Origin of the sequence: Arthrobacter sp. efr-133-TYG-118 (assembly GCF_030209755.1) — a bacterium.
Classification (GTDB): domain Bacteria; phylum Actinomycetota; class Actinomycetes; order Actinomycetales; family Micrococcaceae; genus Arthrobacter.
On sequence record NZ_JARVRH010000004.1, the window covers coordinates 289,231 to 305,833 of the forward strand.

Genomic DNA, 16,603 nt, shown 5'->3' on the forward strand with positions numbered 1-16,603 from the left:
TACGGAGGCATATGATGACCACGATCCCGCACCGCGAACTCCGCAACAACAGCAGCAAGATTCTGGAGCGCGTCAAAAACGGCGAAATCATCGACGTGACCAACAACGGTGAAATTGCGGCCACGCTCATTCCGCCTTCCTCTTCGCCGTTCGAACGGCTGCTGCAGTCAGGCGGCATCCGCCCTGCTGCTGAGAGTCCCGTGGATTTCAGGCTTGTGCCCCGCATCAAGAGCGAGATTAGCACCTCGGACATGTTGGAAGATCTGCGTGGCGATCGGTGATCACGTATGTGGACACCTCGGCGATCCTCAAGCTGGTGGTCGACGAACCGGAATCAGCTGCCGCCGCTGAGTACCTTTCGGCAGCAACGGCACATCGCCTTGTCGCGTCAATGCTGCTCTACACCGAGCTTCATTGCGCGGCCCGGCGGTGGGGACTGGGCGCAGAACCAGTCAATACCGTCCTGAGCGGTATCAATCTGGTCGATGTTGCTCGCTCCGACCTAATGTATGCGGCCGCCCTTCCGGGCCGCCTGCGGAGCGCGGATGCGATTCATCTGGCAACAGCGATCAGGCTCCAGGCTGATCTGATGATCGCTTACGACGGCGAGCTTCTCGCCGCTGCGGTTGATACCGGCATCCCTGTCCTCTCGCCCGGAAAATAGCCCTTCTCACCCCTCCTTTCGCGCACCAACCGGCGTAGAGTTCCGCCATGGAGCCGATTCGAGTAATCCTCGTTCCAGGGAGCGTCCTTCCCGCCCAACCCGCCTACGGTGCGCTGATCGAAGCGCTGGGTCCCGACGTCGACGCCGTCGCGAAGGACCTGGAACTGTACGACGGCGATGAGCCGCCGCCGGGCTGGAGCTTGGACACCGAGATCGACGGTGTGCTTCGTGAGGCCGACGCCCGCGGCTGGGAAACATTCCACTTACTCGGTTATTCGGGAGGCGGAGCCGCCGCTTTGGCGTTCACTGCCAAGCATCCACAGCGGCTGCTCAGTCTCACGCTCCTGGAGCCCGCGTGGGCCGGCAGTTGGGACTGGAGTCCGGCGCACGCCCAACTCTGGAAGGAATATGAAGCGCTGGAGACGCTTCCCCCTGCGCAGTTCGTGGCCGCGTTCATGAGGCTGGGAGTGAAGCCCGACGTTGTCCTTCCGCCACCGCCCGAGGGCGGACCGCCGCCGTGGATGGCCAAGCGGCCGGCGGGGATCAGGGCGTTTCTGCGGGACTTCAAGATTTACGATCTGGATAGGGCGCGACTGGCTGCGTTCGATCGGCCAGTGTTCTTCGCCCTTGGCGGCCTGAGCAATCCGGACGACTATGGTGAGGTTGCCGAGCGACTGTCCACGGTGTTCCCGGACTTCCGCCTCGAAGTGTTCCCGGACCGCCACCACTTCGATCCCCCGCACCGGATCGAACCCGAGCGCCTTGCCGCGTTGCTCCGGGACCATTGGGAACGTGCGGATCGGGTTGTTTAGGGCAATTTACTGACAGTCCCTTGTACCCAACGGAATGACGGTTCGCCTGGGCGTTGCCTCTCCCTTGACCTGTATGTCCAAAGGAAGGCATCCAGATGGGCGGCCGGTGAGGACAAATCCTCCCACCCACCAGACTGACCCGTTCTGACTGCCTGGGCAGCTTTCGTAAGTCACTGTCGTGAACCCGGCCGCAGAGCCGGTTTCCGTTTTGATCCCCGCGTAGGCTTTGGCCTCGGGTGCAACCGATACGGTCACAACCGAGCCATTGACCAGGTGGGTGCCCACTTTGAAAAAGCGGACTCCGTCCTGATTCGGCGGGTTCATTGTGAGGTTGTATCCATGATCAAAGCCGGGGTAAAGAAGGGGTCCGACGACAAGATCCGTGGAAGAACCTTCCCCTGGAGGCACTGCTCTGGCAGAACTGCAGGTGACGGTGGCCATCCCCGACGGGGAGGCAGGCGCCGATAGTGCCGGACTACTGGTAGTCGTAGAGCTGGTGACATTTGGGCGGGTTGTGGTCAGGGGCCCCGGCTTTCCGGCATCATTGCAAGCCGCAAGAGCCAAAACACCAAGCGTGGCCAACACCGACGTAAGCGTAATCAGCTTAGGCGGCCCTTGTAGTTTGGAGACGACCGGGAACTGGATTTTTGCCTGTACGACGTTGGACCCAGACTGGAGTCTCTGCGTACGGCTCATTGTTCCCCCCTGAACGTGTCTACCATCTAGCGACACCATATCCGGCTTCGAGTGAACCAATCGAGCGCCAAAAGGCCACTTTAGGTGTCACGAGGGTCTGACCAGGGACACTCTCCGGCTCTGACGAAACATCAGGTTCCCGGATATAGACTCATCGCAACGGCGCCCTGCCATGGGGCCGGTTGGCCACCCTGAGAGGGCTGCGGCTCGATGAGTGAAGTGAATGTGCCGGCACAACCGCCGGTTTTGGACATCAGCGACTTGCGGGTCGCGTACGGCGCGCGGACCGTCGTCGACGGTGTGAGTTTTCAGATTCGCCGCGGTGAGATCTTTGGCCTGCTGGGCCCGAACGGTGCAGGGAAGACAAGCACACTCAGCGCCATCGAAGGGTTGGTTGCGCCGAAATCCGGACGGCTGCTGGTGGACGGAATCGACGTTCAAGAGGAACCGCTGGACGCGAAAGCGCGCCTCGGTGTGCAATTGCAGTCCTCCAGTTTCCAGGCCGAGCTGACTATTCAGCAGATCGCAAGACTCTACGGCGGCCTCTATGGAGTGAAACTCTCGCGTGCGCAAATCGGGACGAGCATGCGTTCCATAGGGCTTGAAGAAGAACTGGGCAAAAGGTTCAAACAGTTGTCAGGTGGGCAGCAGCAGCGGCTTGCACTGTTCATTGCCACGATTCACAACCCCCTCCTGCTCTTACTGGACGAACCGACCGCCGGGCTGGACCCCCAGTCACGCCGCGGACTGTGGCGTCGCATCGAGGAACTCCGTGGTGAGGGCAACAGCATTCTTCTGACCACGCACTCGATGGAGGAGGCCCAGGCCGTGTGTGACCGGGTCGCGATCATCGACCATGGGGCACTGCTCACCATCGGCAAGCCGTCGGAGTTGATCGACAAACACAGGGACGATCCGCGGGTGCTTTCGGTCGCCCACGGCGCACCGACCTTGGAAGACGTGTTCATCGGACTGACAGGAAGTGAGATCCGTGACTAACACCTGCGTCGCCACTGTCCGCCCACCGCGCGGCCTCGCCATGGGCTCGTTGCTTCGCGCGGACTCCATTGTGATGCTCAACAGTAAGACTTCACTTGTCTTGAGCGCCCTGCTGCCGGTCGTCATCCTTGTGGTCACAAGCTTTGGCAAAGCACAATCACGGCTCGGCGGCTCAAACCTCCTCATCAGTTTGGCGTTGACCCTTGGACTACTCACCTCGTGCCTGCTCGGATTCACCTTGGCCCTGGCCCACGACCGTGAGATCGGTGTGCTGCAAAGGCTCCGTGTCACCCCGGCGCCCAACTGGATGATCATGACCAGCCGCCTTGTCGTCCAAATAGCCACGAACCTGCTCGCGTCCATCGTTGTCGTCATCGTCGGCTCTATCGTTCACGGGCTCACGCTCAACATCGGCCAATACCTCTTGGTCATCACCGTTGCGATCCTCGGAGCGGCTATGTTCCTGGCCATCGGACAAGCCCTGGTCGGCTTGGTTCAGTCCACGAACGCCGTCAGTGCGATCGGCCGGTTGCTCATGATCTTCCTGCTGCTTCTCGGCCTCCTCGGCGGCAGCGGCATCCTCGGGGACGCGATGCAAACCATCGCGGACTGGTCCCCTGTCGGAGCCCTCCTGGCACTCTTCTCGGATGTCTTGAACCTGTCTGCCTGGAGCGGCCAGGACACCTATTCGCTCTTGGCCTGCGTGGGATACGTCGTCGTGTTCGCCTTCATCGGAATCCGCTGGTTCCGATGGAACTCGCGATAGTGCCCGACGGCGGAATCCGCGCCGGGCGCCGCGCCGTCGCGCCCCCAACAAACCCAAGGATGAGAAACCGAGCACCAAAACGAGTAATGCCAGGGACTGCCGAACAGTCCCTGGCATTAAGTTAGGAAATCGAAGGTCGCTTCCGATGCTTCACGTTGGTTGCGATCCAAGCTACCGGACCGATGAGCGGAATGAACAGGACCAACAAGAGCCAGAGAACCAGTTCCCGCTTCGTCAGACTCCCGGCGCTGCGCGCGAGCACAATCAGGGCCCAGACAAAGGCGACTACTGCAGCCAAAGCCAGCACCGTCGCTATGACTTCATATCCGGTTGGAGCGAGAACGTCGTTACCAGTTGAGAGAAAAAGCACGGCTTCTCCTTCGCGGTTTAGGTGTTGACAAAGGTATCACTTACCAATCCCCAAGGGCCTTGGACTACTTTCTGAAGTGCAGATCGCTGGCCCAGGTTGATTCCGTTGACCCAGCCGATGGCCATCTGCCAAGTAGCCTGGCAGACACCGTTATTACCGCTGAGGTACGACGACGGTGTGGACGACATTCCCCGGAGTGGGAAGTAGTTCGTGTAGCTTGGCACGCAGGAATTGACGTTGGTTATGCGCGTCAAGTTGAAGGAGAAGTTCATGTCAAGCCTCACTCGAGTGAGTGTGATCCCGAGCAATGAATACGAGTACTGCGAAACCCGATCAACGGTGGGCGCCGCCGCCAGAGTGACAGCCCCGGACACGGTTGCTTTCGAAGTAGCCACCTTTTGCGATGTGGACCTGCTCACCACCACATCACCGCCATGCAGCACCTGTACGTCCCTCGCCGAGGACGCCCGTCCCATTTCAGAAACAACACTGGTCAGGAAGCCTGGGTCATTGAGGTAGTTGACCAGTCTCTGCTTCTTCGTGCGTGGGAGGCCAACGAACCGCTCGTAGTTTTCCTTGGCCTCCGTGGCCAGAAGAGCACTCTGAGCAAGGTCGCTTTCGAATTGGGCAATCGTCAGCGTCCCACCAGCTTGTCCAGTCTGGACCGCCGGGGCGGCCGTCGCCGTCGTAGCGACCGTGAGGCCCATCATGGACCCCAGGACAGCCGTCGCCAACGTGCGTGATTTCAATTTCATATCGACTCCTTTGCGAGGCGACACGAGGGGACGATCCCCACGTCGTCCCTGCCGAGGCTACCTGCGATCAAAGGCAACTTGTAGTCGACTATCACTTTCGTTAGGGATCTGCGGCCAACAACGACACCAGAGCGAAGATTGTGATCGAGCCGAGACGTCGAGCCCGCCTCACGCTGAGGCGGCCTCCCACGCGAATCCGTCCGGGTCGGTGAACGGGCCGGCTGCGCTGCCGATCGCGAGTCGGTGCGATCCGGCGCCCTCGGGAGAGACACCGGCGTCCTTGGCGAGGGCGCGGCGCGCGTAAAGCCCGAGCTGGACGGGACTCGACGGCATGGCGAACTCGACGTACTTGCCGAAGCTCTTCCCCACGGCGAGGCCCCGGTCGCCGTAGAACCGTTTGCTCGCGGCAACGTCCGCGACTGCCATCAGGAGCACGATCTTGTCGACCTCCCGGGTGGCCGGACCGCTGTCCTTCTTCGCCGACGTCGCGACCTTCCAGATCGCGCCATCCGGAGCCTGAACGACGCCGCCGTAGCCCCACAAGGACTTCGCCACTGGCTTGAGCGTCGTGGCACCGGCTTCCACAGCGGAGTCGATGAGGCTGCTGACGGTGGACGGTTGTGACACGACGAGCGACAGCGTAAACCCGCGGAAGCCGTCAGTAGGAGCATCGGAGGCCCGCACGCGCACCCGCGGACCCAATCCGAAGGCGGCGTCGTAGAAAGCGGTGGCGGCCGCGGGGTCAGGAACTTCGAGGGTGACTGATTCGATGGAGGTCACGGCAAGTCCTTCAGTGAGGTGGATTGGTTTGTGCTTTCGACTTTATGCCGAGGCCTCACTGACCGCTTCTTCAATCCTGACCGATGTGTAATCAGTCCAGGCAGAGGCACAAAGGATGACCGGCCGGATCAAGGAACACCCGGAACGTCGTTCCCGGCTAGTTTTCGTGCTTGGTTGCGCCGAGCTCGAGCACGGCTGCCTCAGCGGTGTCGAGGTCATCGACTACGACGTCGAGGTGCATCTGCTGCGGGACGTCCTGGCCGGGCCACTGTGGCGCCCTGTAGGAGTCGACTTTCTGGAAGGCCAGCGAATCGCCGTACTCGGCGCGGACGGACCACCAGTCGTCGTCGTTCCGCTCGATTTTCCACTCGAGCAGGGCGCTGTAGAACTCGGCCAGGGTCTTGGGATCGGGACAGTCGAGGACGACGACGGGGAAGCGCGCGATAGCCATGGCCAACACTCTAGGACCGATTCAGGAGGATTGCATCAGGTTCGTTCGCCGGAATCATCCGGAATTAGCGGTAGCGCGTGGCAAGTTCGGGGCTCTGTGCTCCGAAAGCGGCGAGGTCTGCTTGGAAGACCGCGTCGAGGAGCCCGCCGTTCTCCACGCCCGGGGCACAGACTGTTTCGCCCAATTCCAGTCCGCGCAAGCTCGCGGTGACCACGTCGGCGGCGCTCATCCGCGGCATCATGCTCAAGTCCATGCCTTGGCGCTCGTGGAACTCGGTGGCCACCACGCCCGGGCACACGACCTGAACCGTGATTCCGGTGCCCTCCAGTTCCGCGCTGAGAGTCTGGGACATCGCGACGAGGTACGCCAGACTCCCGCCGTAGACGGCGCGGCGGGGCATCTGGGCGTGCGGGGCAGCCCGCCGAAGGCGATCATGCCGGCCACGTTGATGATCGTGCCCTCGCCGCGTTCCTGCATGCCCGGGACTACAGCACGGCTGAGCATGGTCGGGGCGAGGACCTTGACGTTGACGAGTTCCGTGGCCTTGTCGGCAGGAAGCTCGGCGAGGGGCATGTAGTGGGCAACGCCGGCGTTGTTCACGAGCAGAGTCACCGGCTCGGTAGCGCAGATCTCGGCGACCGAGCCGATACCCTCAGGCGTGGAGAGGTCGGCGACGACGGTGCGGACCGTGGTTTTGGGGTGCGAAACGGCGAACTCTTCCAAGCGTTCCTGGCGTCGGCCTACGATCACCAGATCGTAACCGTCGGCAGCCAGGCGTTCGGCGAATGCCCAGCCGATTCCGGAGCTGGCGCCTGTGATAAGTGCTAGCTTGCTCACTGTTGTTCCTCCCGTTGGCGGCCATGGGGACAGTTCCACGCAACCACGCGGCCGACAGTGCTGTCCACTGTACTTCGGGCTTCGGGCTTCGGGCTTCGGGCTTCGGGCTTCGGACCCACCTCCCACGCCCGAACCGCTGGGCGTAAAGTTCTGCCAAGGGACCGGAAGGATCGCTCATGGAGACTGCCCCGCCCAAAGCCGTACAACAGAACAGAGCCGCACAACAGAACCGCCCCCTCGAAATCGACACGCTTGTCGTCGGTGGAGGCCAAGCGGGACTGGCCACGAGCCACTTCCTCAGCCGGGCCGGCGTCGAGCACTTGGTCCTTGAACGGCGGGCCGCGCTGGGTGGCGCGTGGCAGGATCGCTGGGATGCGTTCGTGCTGAATACCCCGAACTTCTCACTCGAGCTTCCGGGCATGCCGTACACGGGGCCGGAGCCGGAGGCGTTCATGGCGCGTGACGACGCCGTTGACTATTTCCGCGACTATGCGCGGAGGATCGGCGCCCCGGTCCGGACCGGCACGGATGTCACGCGCATCTCGACGTCGGATGGCGGATTCAGCGTTGAAACGTCCGACGGCGGCTGGCTGGCACGCAATGTGGTGCTGGCGACCGGCGCGTATCAAATACCGAAGATCCCACCCCTGGCCGCCGGACTTCCCGGGAGCGTCCTGCAGCTTCACACGCACGACTATCGCAATCCGGAGCAACTGCCGGACGGCGCCGTGCTGATTGTCGGAACCGGGCAGTCAGGCGGACAGATCGCGGAAGACCTGCTCGCGGCCGGACGTAAGGTTCATCTGGCGGTGTCGACGTGTCCGGAGGCGCCGCGCCGGTATCGCGGGCACGACATCATTTATTGGATCCTGCAGGCCGGAATCCACGGGCCCGAGTACGGGGTCAACGCCCTGACGGTCGGGCAGCTGCCCTCCCCCGCGGCGCGGTTCGCCTGCAACCCCCTGCTCTCCGGCACCGACGGCGGCCACGACATCCACCTCCGCGAGCTCGGCCGTAAGGGCATCCGGCTGCACGGGCACCTGGAAGCAGCCGACGACGGCGAACTCACCTTCACGGACGACCTCCCCGAACGCTTGGCAATAGTCGAGGCCGGGTTCGGCCAGCGCATGGGGCGAGCGCTCGACGCCTATATCGCCGCCGCGGGAATCGACGCGCCTGAACAGCAGCGGGCGCCGGTGGACGATTGGCTGCCTGCTGTCTCACCGGCGCGGGTCAACCTAGCCGCCCAGAACATCACCTCGGTGCTCTGGGCCACCGGTTACAAACTGGACCTCAGCTTCGTGGACATTCCTGTTCTTGACCCTTGGAGCTACCCGCGACATGTCCGCGGCGTCACCGAATGTCCGGGCCTTTACGTGGTCGGGCTGCCGTGGTTGACGGGGCACTACTCGTCGATCGTCGGCGGCGTGGGCGTGGATGCGGAGTATGTTGCGGGGCAAGTAGCGGGGCGGTGAGAAATGGTTGCAGTAATCCACCCACCATCATCGTGCATTTCATCGTGCGGGTCTTACGTACATAGCCGCGATCAGCAATTCCGCGGGCCTGAGCGGCCGGTTCCCGCGGCACGGTGACCGACCGGCTAACGGGCGCCTTCGCCGGCGGGGCTCACCGGGTGAAGGCGAGGTCGAGCATGAGCGTGAGTTCCTCCATCTTGCCGGAACGGCGGGCTAGTGAGACTGCCGCCATCGGGGCGAAGGTGCGACACCAGAGCCACAGCCGGCCTGTGTCTATGGGATCAGCGATGTCTGCGAGCTGCCGGCATCGATTGCGGATCTCCGCTTCGTTAGCCGCTCCAATCGTGGCGAGGTCAGTGAGGTCCATCGCCGGATCGCCGATGCAAGGGCGTGGGTCGATGGCAACAATCCCGCGATCGTCGTCGACCCGCAAGAGATTGCCGAGGTGCAGATCGCCGTGAAGCAAGGACTCACCTTCGGCCGCCATGTCCAACGCTGCGGCGTGGGATCGACGCCACACGTTGTCGTCGATCGGCGAGTCCGTGAGGGCGCGGCGGCGGCGATCCCACAACTCGAACATGAACTCCACGCGCTCATGAGCAAGGGGAACATCAGGTGGCGGCGGTGTCCGCGGCGAGAAGAGGTCGGCGATGAGATCCTCGACGTCCGCAATGACCCAAGTGAAGGCGGTCAGCTGGGTTGCGTCGGGGAGCCACTCAAGCAAAATCGCGCCATGCGTGGTGTCCGCGTCCATCAGGTCAACCACGGTGTGGGCGTCTCCCCAGTACCTCAACGCGGCTGCTTCCTGCTCCGTGATCGTGGGGTCGGGTGAGAGCTTGAGTGCGCGCCGCGTTCCGTCCGCGGCAGATACGCACTCGACAACGGCGCCCGTCCCGCCCGCGTGAACGGTGCGTGGGTCAAGTGCCCACTTCTGGCAGAGTTCGCTCACGATCGCTCCGAAGTCGTCGATCCAGGCCGCGGCCGCAAGGCCGAATCGATCAAGAAGTCGGTCCCGGGCAGCAAGAGGCATCGCAACTTGTGTCATGCACCGACGCTACGTGATCCCTCGTCGGAAACCATGCTCGGCCAGGGTTCCACGAAGGCTGTCGAACGGGGCGGCGGGACCCGGGAGCATACCGTCGAGACCGGTAACGGTGCGGTCCCGTGGTATTGGATCCAGCTTTAGAGCCGGAGCATCATCTTGTAGTTGGTCATCTCTACGCCGAGTGTGATGGGGTGCTGTTCGGCAACTACGGCGAACCCGTGCTTCTCGAAGAATGGTCGCGCTGTGATGCTCGCATTGGTGTACAACTCGGATACGCCAACCCCCACAGCGATGTCGCGGAGATGCGCCAGGAGGTCGCCGGCGACACCGCGTCGACCGAACTTGGGAGCGACAAACATCATGTCGATATAGCCATCTTCTCCAACGTCGGAGAAGGCGACGACCTCATCCCCAATGGTGGCCACGTACGTGTTGAGCGACTTCCTCGCGGAGTTCCATTGGTTGACATCGCGTCCATCTGCTCGCGCCCATGCGGAGATCTGCTGCGCAGAGTAGTGCACCGAAGCAGTCTCCGTCACCGCGGCCAGGAACACGCGCAGAGTCGCTGGGCCATCGGTTTCGGCGTAGGGATGGATCTCCATCCCCTGATTCCATCACGCCATGCCGATGCCCGATGGACGATCCTGGACGTCATGTCGACTCTCAGGAGCAGGTCTTGAGTAAACCTGTGGCACCGGGACGAGCCCGGAAGGTGACGATATGGCCGTCGTCATCCCGAAAAACAGCCTGTGAACCGGACACGGTCACGGTGCCCGCCTGATAGGGGTTCCCCCATCCCGGAGGGGGATTGCCCTGACCATCATCCAATGGTGTTTCGGCAATGAAGAACGTGTCATCGACGCGCAATTCCTCGATTCCGCAGTGCGTGTAAAGCATGATTGGCATGCCGGAAGCAATTGGGGTCGGTGCTTCCACGGAGGCTTCAGTAATCGGCGTTGCAGGCCCTGCGCACGCACACAGGACGGCGAATAGCATGACGGCCAACGATGAGATCCTAATTTTTCCGGCCATACGACCCACCCCAGTCCCCGATCAGGCTCACAGAATATGCCTTGGGAAAGTTGGCCACAATGTTAGAGCTAGCCAGGTTGGTCTTACGTGTCCGGTAAAGGATCCCTTTGGGTCGAACTGTTGCAGGCCTAGAACTCCTCCTCAGCTGAAGTCAGATTTGATGCCATCGGTCCCAGCACCCCTCAGCGTTCGACTTACGGGCGTCGCATGAGGGACACTTCGGACACTAGAGTTCGGTCCATGATCGTTTGGCTCAATGGCACCCATGGAGTGGGAAAGACGACGACGAGCGCGCTCGTGCAGCAATTGCTGCCCGACGCGCGCGTCCTCGATGCTGAGAAGGTCGGTGAGGTGCTCATGGACATCAAGCCGGGGCTTCCTGCAACGGACAACTTCCAGCACTGGGAACCGTGGCGGGGGCTCGTTGTCGAAACGGCCCGGCGCGTGCTCGAGTACACCGGAGGCACACTCGTGATGCCGATGACTGTCCTGGTCGAGCGCTACTGGCGGGAAATCAGCGATGGCCTTACCGAGCACGGCATACCAATCCAACACTTCGTACTCCATGCCGGCCAGGCCACGCTCCGCGACCGCATACAGAACGACAAAGACCTCGGCCCCTCGCCGTTCCGCTTCGCGTACCTGGAGCCATACGCCGAGGCGGCCCGTACGTGGCTGCACGATGAAGCCGAGGTCATCGACACCACACACATCGCAGCGGACCAAGCCGCACGCCAGATTGCGGATTCGGTGCTTGGCCGCTGAGAGAGGCCCAGACTGATCAACTGAAGCACACCATCAAGGTCGCCTGGGGCGCCTCCACGAGCAGCTTCCGAGCGCTCTCCGCCCAGGGTTCGATCTAAGGGATGGCCGTAGAACCCAACGAGGGCACCCCGACGGTTTCGCCGTGCTGCCCACCAGGCAGTGCGGTTCACCTCCGATTCATACGATGACGCTACGGTTTGCCCGTGAAGCGCTTTTTTGGACACCCCATGACCTTGTGGCCGTCTATGCGGAACCGCCTGCACGTCTACGCACTGCCCGCCCCCGACCTCCGATCGGCGCTGGAAGAACGTCAGCGCGTCCTGGAGGCGTTCGACTACTGCTCCATCCAGCCAGCCGACTACCTGCATGCCACGGTGCAGCAGTTCGCGGTTACCTCCGAGGAGGTCAGCCCCGAAGAAATGGCCGCCTTCATGGCCAGGCTCAAGAGCGTCGCCGCCGAAACCAAACCGTTCAGCGTCGAGCTGGGCGAACCGGAAGCGGATGATTACTCGCTCGGGGTCAGAGGGACGAATACGCCACCATGGGCGAAACTGACCGCGGCGGTCCGCGACGCGGCCGCCGACACCATCAACAAGAGCCAGCCGCTGCCCGGAGCCCCCTTCAACCCTCATCTCACCCTGGGCTACGCCCTGGCCGAAGGCAGTACCGAACTTATTCAACAGGCATCCGACCATCTGAGGGCACCTGCCCTGCCTCCTCTGACCATCAACGAGATGCACTTGATAGCTGTCCACCAGGACGTCAACCGAGGCGCCTTCACCTGGGACACCACATCTCGCTTCCCTTTCAGCGAACCCCCGGCCAAATAATCGAAGAACGCCCTCTGGCTTCCGCGATGTGCTCGCTGAAGGATCCTTTACCGCGCGCTGCGGTCAATCGCCGTTCAGTTCCTCCACGGCCTCGTAGGTTTCCTAGTTCTTCAAAATTCCTAAACTCTTTGGGGTTATCTATTGACGCGCATGTTGGCGCGGAATACGGTGAGCGACATCAAGGGAAGCATCATGAATCGTAATCGTGGATGCTGACGTCTCCAGTGCACATCAAGGTCCAAGAAGTGACTCATGTTCGCAAAATCACCGCGTATTCGTAGTCATGGGTCAATGTCTTCTACAACTGCTGACCTCGAAGGCGTCACGCGTCGTCGCCGTTTCCTCGTGCCGATTGGAGTCGCTTCCTTGGCTGCGGTCATCGGGGCGGCGGGGTTTTTGTACTTCGGCTCGACGGCTAAAGCTCAGAGCGGAGCTCCGACCACCGTAGCTCAGAGCAGCACTCCGACCACCGTTCCGACGTGGTCTGGGCTGCCAATCACCTCCGAGACCGTTACGACGGTCATAAACGGGAACCCAACCCTCTTCATCGTCGACCGCGAGCCAAGTACGTCAGTCCCGGCTGGCGTTATCTACCAAGAATCGCCCGCGCCCGGGACGCCGATCACAACCGGCACTGTAGTCACTCTGACCGTTTCGTCAGGGTTCCCCGCTGGTTACGCACCGCCGTCAATCCCCAGTCACGCACTGAGCGCGCACAGGGAGCTGCGTTCTCGATGAAGCACTCGATGTGCACGCTCGCCGCGGCGGCTGTGCTCGGGCTAGCCCTTGCCGGATGCCAGCCCACCGCCGGTCCGATCACGCTGGGATCGCCCGGAGCAACCCCGAGCCCCTCACCGTCCGAGCTGGCGGCCATCGTCCAGGCAGCCGTCGAGGATCGAAACGGTACAGTCCTCGACACTCCCCCTGCCATGAGGCTTGCCGGAGTGCATATGACGGCGGCCTACCTGTCCAAGCGCGAGCGGGACCTCCCAAAGGTGGCCCGTTCGAAGGCCGGATTCAAGGCAATGGGCTTCTGGTATACGTCATTTTCGACGAAAATAACCGTGGAATCGGTCGAGGTGACCGGTTCGCGGGCGAGCGTCCGGTTCAAGGAATTGACTGAGGAATACCAGTACTCGACGGCGAATGGGCCGAGCAGCGTCCCGTCGGGCTACTCGCTGGTCCAGACCGCGACCTTCCGGTCATCTGGAGACGCTTGGCAGCTAGACAGCATCACCCCTAGCGTGCCAGGGGACGGCCTGCCGATGTCCGTCGTCGAGGGCTAAACTTCCGCGTGGGCCGTCGCCGCCACGGACTTCATAATGCACTTCATGGCGCTGAAAGCTCGGGAGCGAGGCCCAGGACGATCAACCGCACGCCACTAGTTCAGCGCCCATCGGGCAACCTTGATCTAAGTTCTTCTGCATAGGAAGCGATGGCCTGACGCTGGTCGCGGGTGAGTCTTCTGACCTGCAGGTCGAGGACTGCACGGCTGCCCAGCTCTCCCAGGCCCAGCAACTGACCCACCCGACGGATTGCTTCGTCCACGTCCTCTGAATCCTCAACCACCTGGAAGACCTCGCCCCGCCGATCCATCGCCTGCTCGAGAGCCTCGAGGATCATCAATTGTTCCCTTGTCTGCCGCTCATCCTCATCCATGCCGCGATTCTTGCACGAATGGTTGTGTCAACCGATCGGCAATCGCTGCCCCCACTTCGTGACTCGCCGGGCATCTTCCGAATGGGCCAGATTCTTTCAAGATTCTCGTTACAGTTTGTTGGCTGCCGGACATTAACTGGGCATGAGCTTGCAAACAATGGGGGAACGGGTGGATCTGGAGAGGGAAAAACGGTTCCTTGCCGCCCACACGGGGTCCCACGACCGTATCTACCGCTATTTGCGGCGGAGGACGGATGGCCCCGCCACCGCGGAGGATCTGTGCGCGGAGGTTTTCAGGATTGTCTGGGAGAAGTCCGGACAGGACGCTGAGCTCCCGGTGCTCGTCATTTTCGGAATAGCCAAGAACGTGCTCCGAAACCATGACAGGTCCTTGTCCCGGTCGGCCGGGCTCATCGGTGCTTTGCGGTTTGAGCATATCCCCGGCACACCCGCCGAGGAATCCTCCGTGCGGGATGCCATCGACCATCTAGGCCCGAAGGAACGGGAGGTGCTGCTGCTGACGTACTGGGACGGACTCACCGCCGTCGAAGTGTCCCATCTGCTCGACACGACGGCGACTGCCGTGCGAATGCGCCTGCACCGGGCCCGCAAGGAACTAGGCCGACTACTCCAGGAGCAGAAAGTGTCAGAAGGAGCAACGGAATGAGCAAGGACCTGTCCCTCGACGATCTGCTTTCATCCGCCGATCCTGCGCTCATGATCACCGACGAAGAATTGGAGCGCAGCCGCGATCGGTCTCTGTCGTTCGTGAATTCCGATGTCACTCACATCGCGGTCGGCGGATCCGTCCAGGACTTCCACCGCACACGTGCCAAACGTCATTGGGTGCGTTTCGCCGCTGCGGGGCTTGCGGCAGCTGCGGTCGCGGCCTGCGTACTCGTGGCATCGAGTTTAGTAACGGGTCCGGTCAACACGGCTGCGGCTCCGACCGTCGCCGCTGTGGCGACAACGTCCGACGCCGGGAAGTCTTCCCTGACTGGGCCCACTGTTACCGATTCGTTTGGGAACGTGGATTACTACACCACCGTCTCCGGAGACACTGTGGCAGCGGTGGCCGCATCGTTCCACATCACGGAGAAGGAACTCGCCGAGTTCAATGGACTTCAGCCCGGGAGCGCATTGGCACCCAACACGAAGCTTCGCCTGATCCCGGTTCCGGGGCCGATCTACGGCGCGAAGGGGACGGCTACCGTCGACGGGAACGGTATCCCCACGAGTTACGTCATTGAATCCGGTGACACTCTGGGCGGGATCACCTACCGGTTTGGAATCACCGGCGAGCAGTTGGCCGAAGCGAACAAGGTCCCGTTCGCGTACGAGAAGGGCAACACCTACTTTGTCCGCGCCGGGAACCACATCCAGCTGCAGAAAAATCCCGTCGACAGCAGATCCGGTCAAGGAAAAACCGTCAACAATTCATCCGGGCAGACCATCTTCTACACCACCGTCGAGGGCGACTCATTCGACAGCATCGGCTACAAATTCCGATGCACCACCGAGCAGTTGCTGCAGTACAACACTTCCTTGGCCGGGGACCGGCCCATCCCCGCGGGCACCAGGGTGAGACTGATACCAGGAGAGCTGAAGATCGACGGCGCTCAAGGCAGCTTCACTGCCGACGCCGACGGGATTCCACTCACGTACACCACCGCCCCCGGGGACACCGAACGCCAGATCTCCTTCCGTTTCGGAATGCCTGATCTGGAGTGGGCGAACCGACCGCTCACCGGCACCAGCCGCGTCTGGTACGCCTTCACCGACCTATCCACCGGTGAGCTCGCCCCCGGCCAGACAATCAGCCTCGCGGTGACCAAGCCCATCCACAAGTAGCGGTCCTACCGAGGCCAGCCAAACTGCCACGGCACTCCGCTGAGCCCGTTCCTACCCCTCGAAGTGAGTTTCGATCGCGCTCCCTGAGACCTGTTCGATCAGTTCGGCGGCTACGTCCCGTAGTTTGCGGTTGCGGTTGCTGGAGACCTTGGTCAGGATTTCCATCGCTTGAGCCTGCGAGCATCGGTTTTGCGCCATGATGACACCGCAGGCCATGTCGATGGCGGTCCTGCTTTGCATGGCTGATTCCAGGTCCTTCGCCCGGTTGTGGGCGGAGTCGATGCGCACAGACAGGTGGAGTATGTTGCGGGCGGCGGCGGCAAAGCCCACGGCCTTGTCGAAGACATCCGGGGTGAACGCGCCTGGCCTGGAGGCGAAAAAGTTCAGCGCGGCGCTGGCGTCGTCGCTGATTTCCATGGGAATCCCCAACGAGCTATGAATGCCCATCCCGGCGAATTTTTTGGTGACCTCCGGCCAGCGCAGATCGGTCGAACCGTCGTCGATGATCACAGGGGACATCTCCCGGAGTGCCTTGATGCAGGGGCCGTCACCGATAGCCTGCTCAAGCCGGTCAAGCTCCACGGCGCGTGGGCTGCTGCCGGCTGCAGTAAGGGGCCGGCGCCTGACTTTGACGGTGACTGCGCAGTCGATCTCGTCGCCGGAAGCCTCAGAGATCGAGGCCGCAGCGAGCCTAGAGAGCCCGGTCAGGAATTCAGAAGCATTCCCTGCGCCCACCAGAACAGATTGAAGTTCCAAAATGCCTTGAAGCTCGTCTGCAGGCTCGTTTTCCGGTGAACTCGACATCATCCCATCCTA

Annotated in this window: 22 protein-coding genes and 1 pseudogene; 12 read left to right on the top strand and 11 right to left on the bottom strand. The window is 62.1% G+C overall.

The genetic code is table 11. The features are described from left to right. Positions 1–11 precede the first annotated feature (11 nt). From QRN59_RS03815 to QRN59_RS03835, 5 genes are all read left to right on the top strand, one after another. The gene (locus tag QRN59_RS03815; RefSeq protein WP_284981179.1) at positions 12–281 is read left to right on the top strand and encodes a type II toxin-antitoxin system Phd/YefM family antitoxin; all 270 of its coding nucleotides are present in this window, start codon (positions 12–14) and stop codon (positions 279–281) included. Further along, on the top strand, positions 278–664 hold the full coding sequence (locus tag QRN59_RS03820) for a type II toxin-antitoxin system VapC family toxin (protein ID WP_284981180.1): 387 nt from the start codon (positions 278–280) through the stop codon (positions 662–664). Before QRN59_RS03815 ends, QRN59_RS03820 begins: the two co-directional genes overlap by 4 nt. A 47-nt stretch (positions 665–711) precedes the next feature. Continuing rightward, positions 712–1,476, top strand: coding sequence for an alpha/beta fold hydrolase (locus QRN59_RS03825; RefSeq protein ID WP_284981181.1), 765 nt, complete (start codon positions 712–714; stop codon positions 1,474–1,476). A 906-nt stretch (positions 1,477–2,382) separates the two neighbouring features. Beyond that, entirely contained in the window at positions 2,383–3,171 is a 789-nt protein-coding gene (locus QRN59_RS03830; protein ID WP_284981182.1) for an ABC transporter ATP-binding protein, read from the top strand. Continuing rightward, positions 3,164–3,937: an ABC transporter permease gene (locus tag QRN59_RS03835; RefSeq protein WP_284981183.1), complete on the top strand. Its 774-nt coding sequence runs from the start codon at positions 3,164–3,166 to the stop codon at positions 3,935–3,937. Before QRN59_RS03830 ends, QRN59_RS03835 begins: the two co-directional genes overlap by 8 nt. 121 nt (positions 3,938–4,058) lie before the next feature. Here QRN59_RS03835 and QRN59_RS03840 read toward each other — a convergent pair whose 3' ends face one another. The 6 genes and pseudogenes from QRN59_RS03840 to QRN59_RS03865 all read right to left on the bottom strand — a co-directional run bounded on the left by QRN59_RS03840 (position 4,059) and on the right by QRN59_RS03865 (position 7,256). Next, positions 4,059–4,307, bottom strand: coding sequence for a hypothetical protein (locus QRN59_RS03840; protein ID WP_284981184.1), 249 nt, complete (start codon positions 4,305–4,307; stop codon positions 4,059–4,061). Between the two features lie 17 nt (positions 4,308–4,324). Further along, complete coding sequence (locus QRN59_RS03845) at positions 4,325–5,062, bottom strand: hypothetical protein (protein WP_284981185.1); 738 nt, start codon at positions 5,060–5,062, stop codon at positions 4,325–4,327. A gap of 168 nt (positions 5,063–5,230) precedes the next feature. Beyond that, positions 5,231–5,842 (bottom strand): VOC family protein, encoded by a 612-nt coding sequence (locus QRN59_RS03850; RefSeq protein WP_284981186.1) that lies wholly within the window; start codon positions 5,840–5,842, stop codon positions 5,231–5,233. Between the two features lie 91 nt (positions 5,843–5,933). Further along, positions 5,934–6,293: pseudogene (locus QRN59_RS03855) on the bottom strand (VOC family protein). A gap of 64 nt (positions 6,294–6,357) precedes the next feature. Next, the gene (locus QRN59_RS24510; protein WP_350225216.1) at positions 6,358–6,645 is read right to left on the bottom strand and encodes an SDR family oxidoreductase; all 288 of its coding nucleotides are present in this window, start codon (positions 6,643–6,645) and stop codon (positions 6,358–6,360) included. Continuing rightward, positions 6,537–7,256 (bottom strand): SDR family NAD(P)-dependent oxidoreductase, encoded by a 720-nt coding sequence (locus QRN59_RS03865; RefSeq protein ID WP_502871020.1) that lies wholly within the window; start codon positions 7,254–7,256, stop codon positions 6,537–6,539. The genes QRN59_RS24510 and QRN59_RS03865 overlap by 109 nt, the downstream gene beginning before the upstream one ends. Before the next feature lie 50 nt (positions 7,257–7,306). On the opposite strand from QRN59_RS03865, the gene QRN59_RS03870 reads away from it, so the two are divergent. Next, positions 7,307–8,605 carry a flavin-containing monooxygenase gene (locus tag QRN59_RS03870; protein WP_284981189.1) on the top strand — a complete coding sequence of 433 codons (1,299 nt, stop codon included), beginning with the start codon at positions 7,307–7,309 and terminating at the stop codon, positions 8,603–8,605. Positions 8,606–8,756: 151 nt separating this feature from the next. On the opposite strand, the gene QRN59_RS03875 is transcribed toward QRN59_RS03870, so the two are convergent. The 3 genes from QRN59_RS03875 to QRN59_RS03885 all read right to left on the bottom strand — a co-directional run bounded on the left by QRN59_RS03875 (position 8,757) and on the right by QRN59_RS03885 (position 10,586). Further along, a complete protein-coding gene (locus QRN59_RS03875) occupies positions 8,757–9,650 on the bottom strand; it encodes an aminoglycoside phosphotransferase family protein (protein ID WP_284981190.1) in 894 nt (297 codons plus the stop codon). Positions 9,651–9,787: 137 nt separating this feature from the next. After that, the gene (locus QRN59_RS03880) at positions 9,788–10,252 is read right to left on the bottom strand and encodes a GNAT family N-acetyltransferase (RefSeq protein WP_284981191.1); all 465 of its coding nucleotides are present in this window, start codon (positions 10,250–10,252) and stop codon (positions 9,788–9,790) included. A 61-nt stretch (positions 10,253–10,313) separates the two neighbouring features. After that, the gene (locus QRN59_RS03885; RefSeq protein ID WP_284981192.1) at positions 10,314–10,586 is read right to left on the bottom strand and encodes a hypothetical protein; all 273 of its coding nucleotides are present in this window, start codon (positions 10,584–10,586) and stop codon (positions 10,314–10,316) included. Between the two features lie 336 nt (positions 10,587–10,922). On the opposite strand from QRN59_RS03885, the gene QRN59_RS03890 reads away from it, so the two are divergent. The 4 genes from QRN59_RS03890 (at position 10,923) to QRN59_RS03900 (ending at position 13,563) form a co-directional block, all read left to right on the top strand. Next, on the top strand, positions 10,923–11,447 hold the full coding sequence (locus QRN59_RS03890) for an AAA family ATPase (RefSeq protein WP_284981193.1): 525 nt from the start codon (positions 10,923–10,925) through the stop codon (positions 11,445–11,447). A gap of 203 nt (positions 11,448–11,650) precedes the next feature. After that, the gene (locus QRN59_RS03895) at positions 11,651–12,277 is read left to right on the top strand and encodes a 2'-5' RNA ligase family protein (RefSeq protein WP_284981194.1); all 627 of its coding nucleotides are present in this window, start codon (positions 11,651–11,653) and stop codon (positions 12,275–12,277) included. Between the two features lie 291 nt (positions 12,278–12,568). Continuing rightward, complete coding sequence (locus tag QRN59_RS24515; RefSeq protein ID WP_350225217.1) at positions 12,569–13,015, top strand: PASTA domain-containing protein; 447 nt, start codon at positions 12,569–12,571, stop codon at positions 13,013–13,015. After that, positions 13,012–13,563: a hypothetical protein gene (locus tag QRN59_RS03900; RefSeq protein WP_284981195.1), complete on the top strand. Its 552-nt coding sequence runs from the start codon at positions 13,012–13,014 to the stop codon at positions 13,561–13,563. The genes QRN59_RS24515 and QRN59_RS03900 overlap by 4 nt, the downstream gene beginning before the upstream one ends. A gap of 100 nt (positions 13,564–13,663) precedes the next feature. Here the strand turns inward: QRN59_RS03900 and QRN59_RS03905 are convergent, their stop codons facing one another. Beyond that, on the bottom strand, positions 13,664–13,936 hold the full coding sequence (locus QRN59_RS03905; protein WP_284981196.1) for a DNA gyrase subunit A: 273 nt from the start codon (positions 13,934–13,936) through the stop codon (positions 13,664–13,666). Between the two features lie 142 nt (positions 13,937–14,078). Here QRN59_RS03905 and QRN59_RS03910 point away from each other — a divergent pair, with 142 nt between their 5' ends. Beyond that, positions 14,079–14,603, top strand: a complete 525-nt coding sequence (locus QRN59_RS03910) for an RNA polymerase sigma factor (protein WP_284981197.1) — start codon at positions 14,079–14,081, stop codon at positions 14,601–14,603. Beyond that, complete coding sequence (locus QRN59_RS03915; RefSeq protein ID WP_284981198.1) at positions 14,600–15,787, top strand: lytic transglycosylase; 1,188 nt, start codon at positions 14,600–14,602, stop codon at positions 15,785–15,787. The genes QRN59_RS03910 and QRN59_RS03915 overlap by 4 nt, the downstream gene beginning before the upstream one ends. Before the next feature lie 51 nt (positions 15,788–15,838). On the opposite strand, the gene QRN59_RS03920 is transcribed toward QRN59_RS03915, so the two are convergent. Next, complete coding sequence (locus QRN59_RS03920; protein ID WP_284981199.1) at positions 15,839–16,591, bottom strand: GAF and ANTAR domain-containing protein; 753 nt, start codon at positions 16,589–16,591, stop codon at positions 15,839–15,841. Positions 16,592–16,603: the final 12 nt, after the last annotated feature.

What these genes read in the sequence shown, in the direction of transcription:
- QRN59_RS24510 (WP_350225216.1), bottom strand. Translation starts at nt 6,645, where the DNA reads ATGTCCCAGACTCTCAGCGCGGAACTGGAGGGCACCGGAATCACGGTT.
- QRN59_RS03910 (WP_284981197.1), top strand. Translation starts at nt 14,079, where the DNA reads ATGAGCTTGCAAACAATGGGGGAACGGGTGGATCTGGAGAGGGAAAAA.
- QRN59_RS03905 (WP_284981196.1), bottom strand. Translation starts at nt 13,936, where the DNA reads ATGGATGAGGATGAGCGGCAGACAAGGGAACAATTGATGATCCTCGAG.
- QRN59_RS03890 (WP_284981193.1), top strand. Translation starts at nt 10,923, where the DNA reads ATGATCGTTTGGCTCAATGGCACCCATGGAGTGGGAAAGACGACGACG.
- QRN59_RS03815 (WP_284981179.1), top strand. Translation starts at nt 12, where the DNA reads ATGATGACCACGATCCCGCACCGCGAACTCCGCAACAACAGCAGCAAG.
- QRN59_RS24515 (WP_350225217.1), top strand. Translation starts at nt 12,569, where the DNA reads ATGTCTTCTACAACTGCTGACCTCGAAGGCGTCACGCGTCGTCGCCGT.
- QRN59_RS03845 (WP_284981185.1), bottom strand. Translation starts at nt 5,062, where the DNA reads ATGAAATTGAAATCACGCACGTTGGCGACGGCTGTCCTGGGGTCCATG.
- QRN59_RS03900 (WP_284981195.1), top strand. Translation starts at nt 13,012, where the DNA reads ATGAAGCACTCGATGTGCACGCTCGCCGCGGCGGCTGTGCTCGGGCTA.
- QRN59_RS03825 (WP_284981181.1), top strand. Translation starts at nt 712, where the DNA reads ATGGAGCCGATTCGAGTAATCCTCGTTCCAGGGAGCGTCCTTCCCGCC.
- QRN59_RS03920 (WP_284981199.1), bottom strand. Translation starts at nt 16,591, where the DNA reads ATGTCGAGTTCACCGGAAAACGAGCCTGCAGACGAGCTTCAAGGCATT.
- QRN59_RS03875 (WP_284981190.1), bottom strand. Translation starts at nt 9,650, where the DNA reads ATGACACAAGTTGCGATGCCTCTTGCTGCCCGGGACCGACTTCTTGAT.
- QRN59_RS03830 (WP_284981182.1), top strand. Translation starts at nt 2,383, where the DNA reads ATGAGTGAAGTGAATGTGCCGGCACAACCGCCGGTTTTGGACATCAGC.
- QRN59_RS03915 (WP_284981198.1), top strand. Translation starts at nt 14,600, where the DNA reads ATGAGCAAGGACCTGTCCCTCGACGATCTGCTTTCATCCGCCGATCCT.
- QRN59_RS03880 (WP_284981191.1), bottom strand. Translation starts at nt 10,252, where the DNA reads ATGGAGATCCATCCCTACGCCGAAACCGATGGCCCAGCGACTCTGCGC.
- QRN59_RS03870 (WP_284981189.1), top strand. Translation starts at nt 7,307, where the DNA reads ATGGAGACTGCCCCGCCCAAAGCCGTACAACAGAACAGAGCCGCACAA.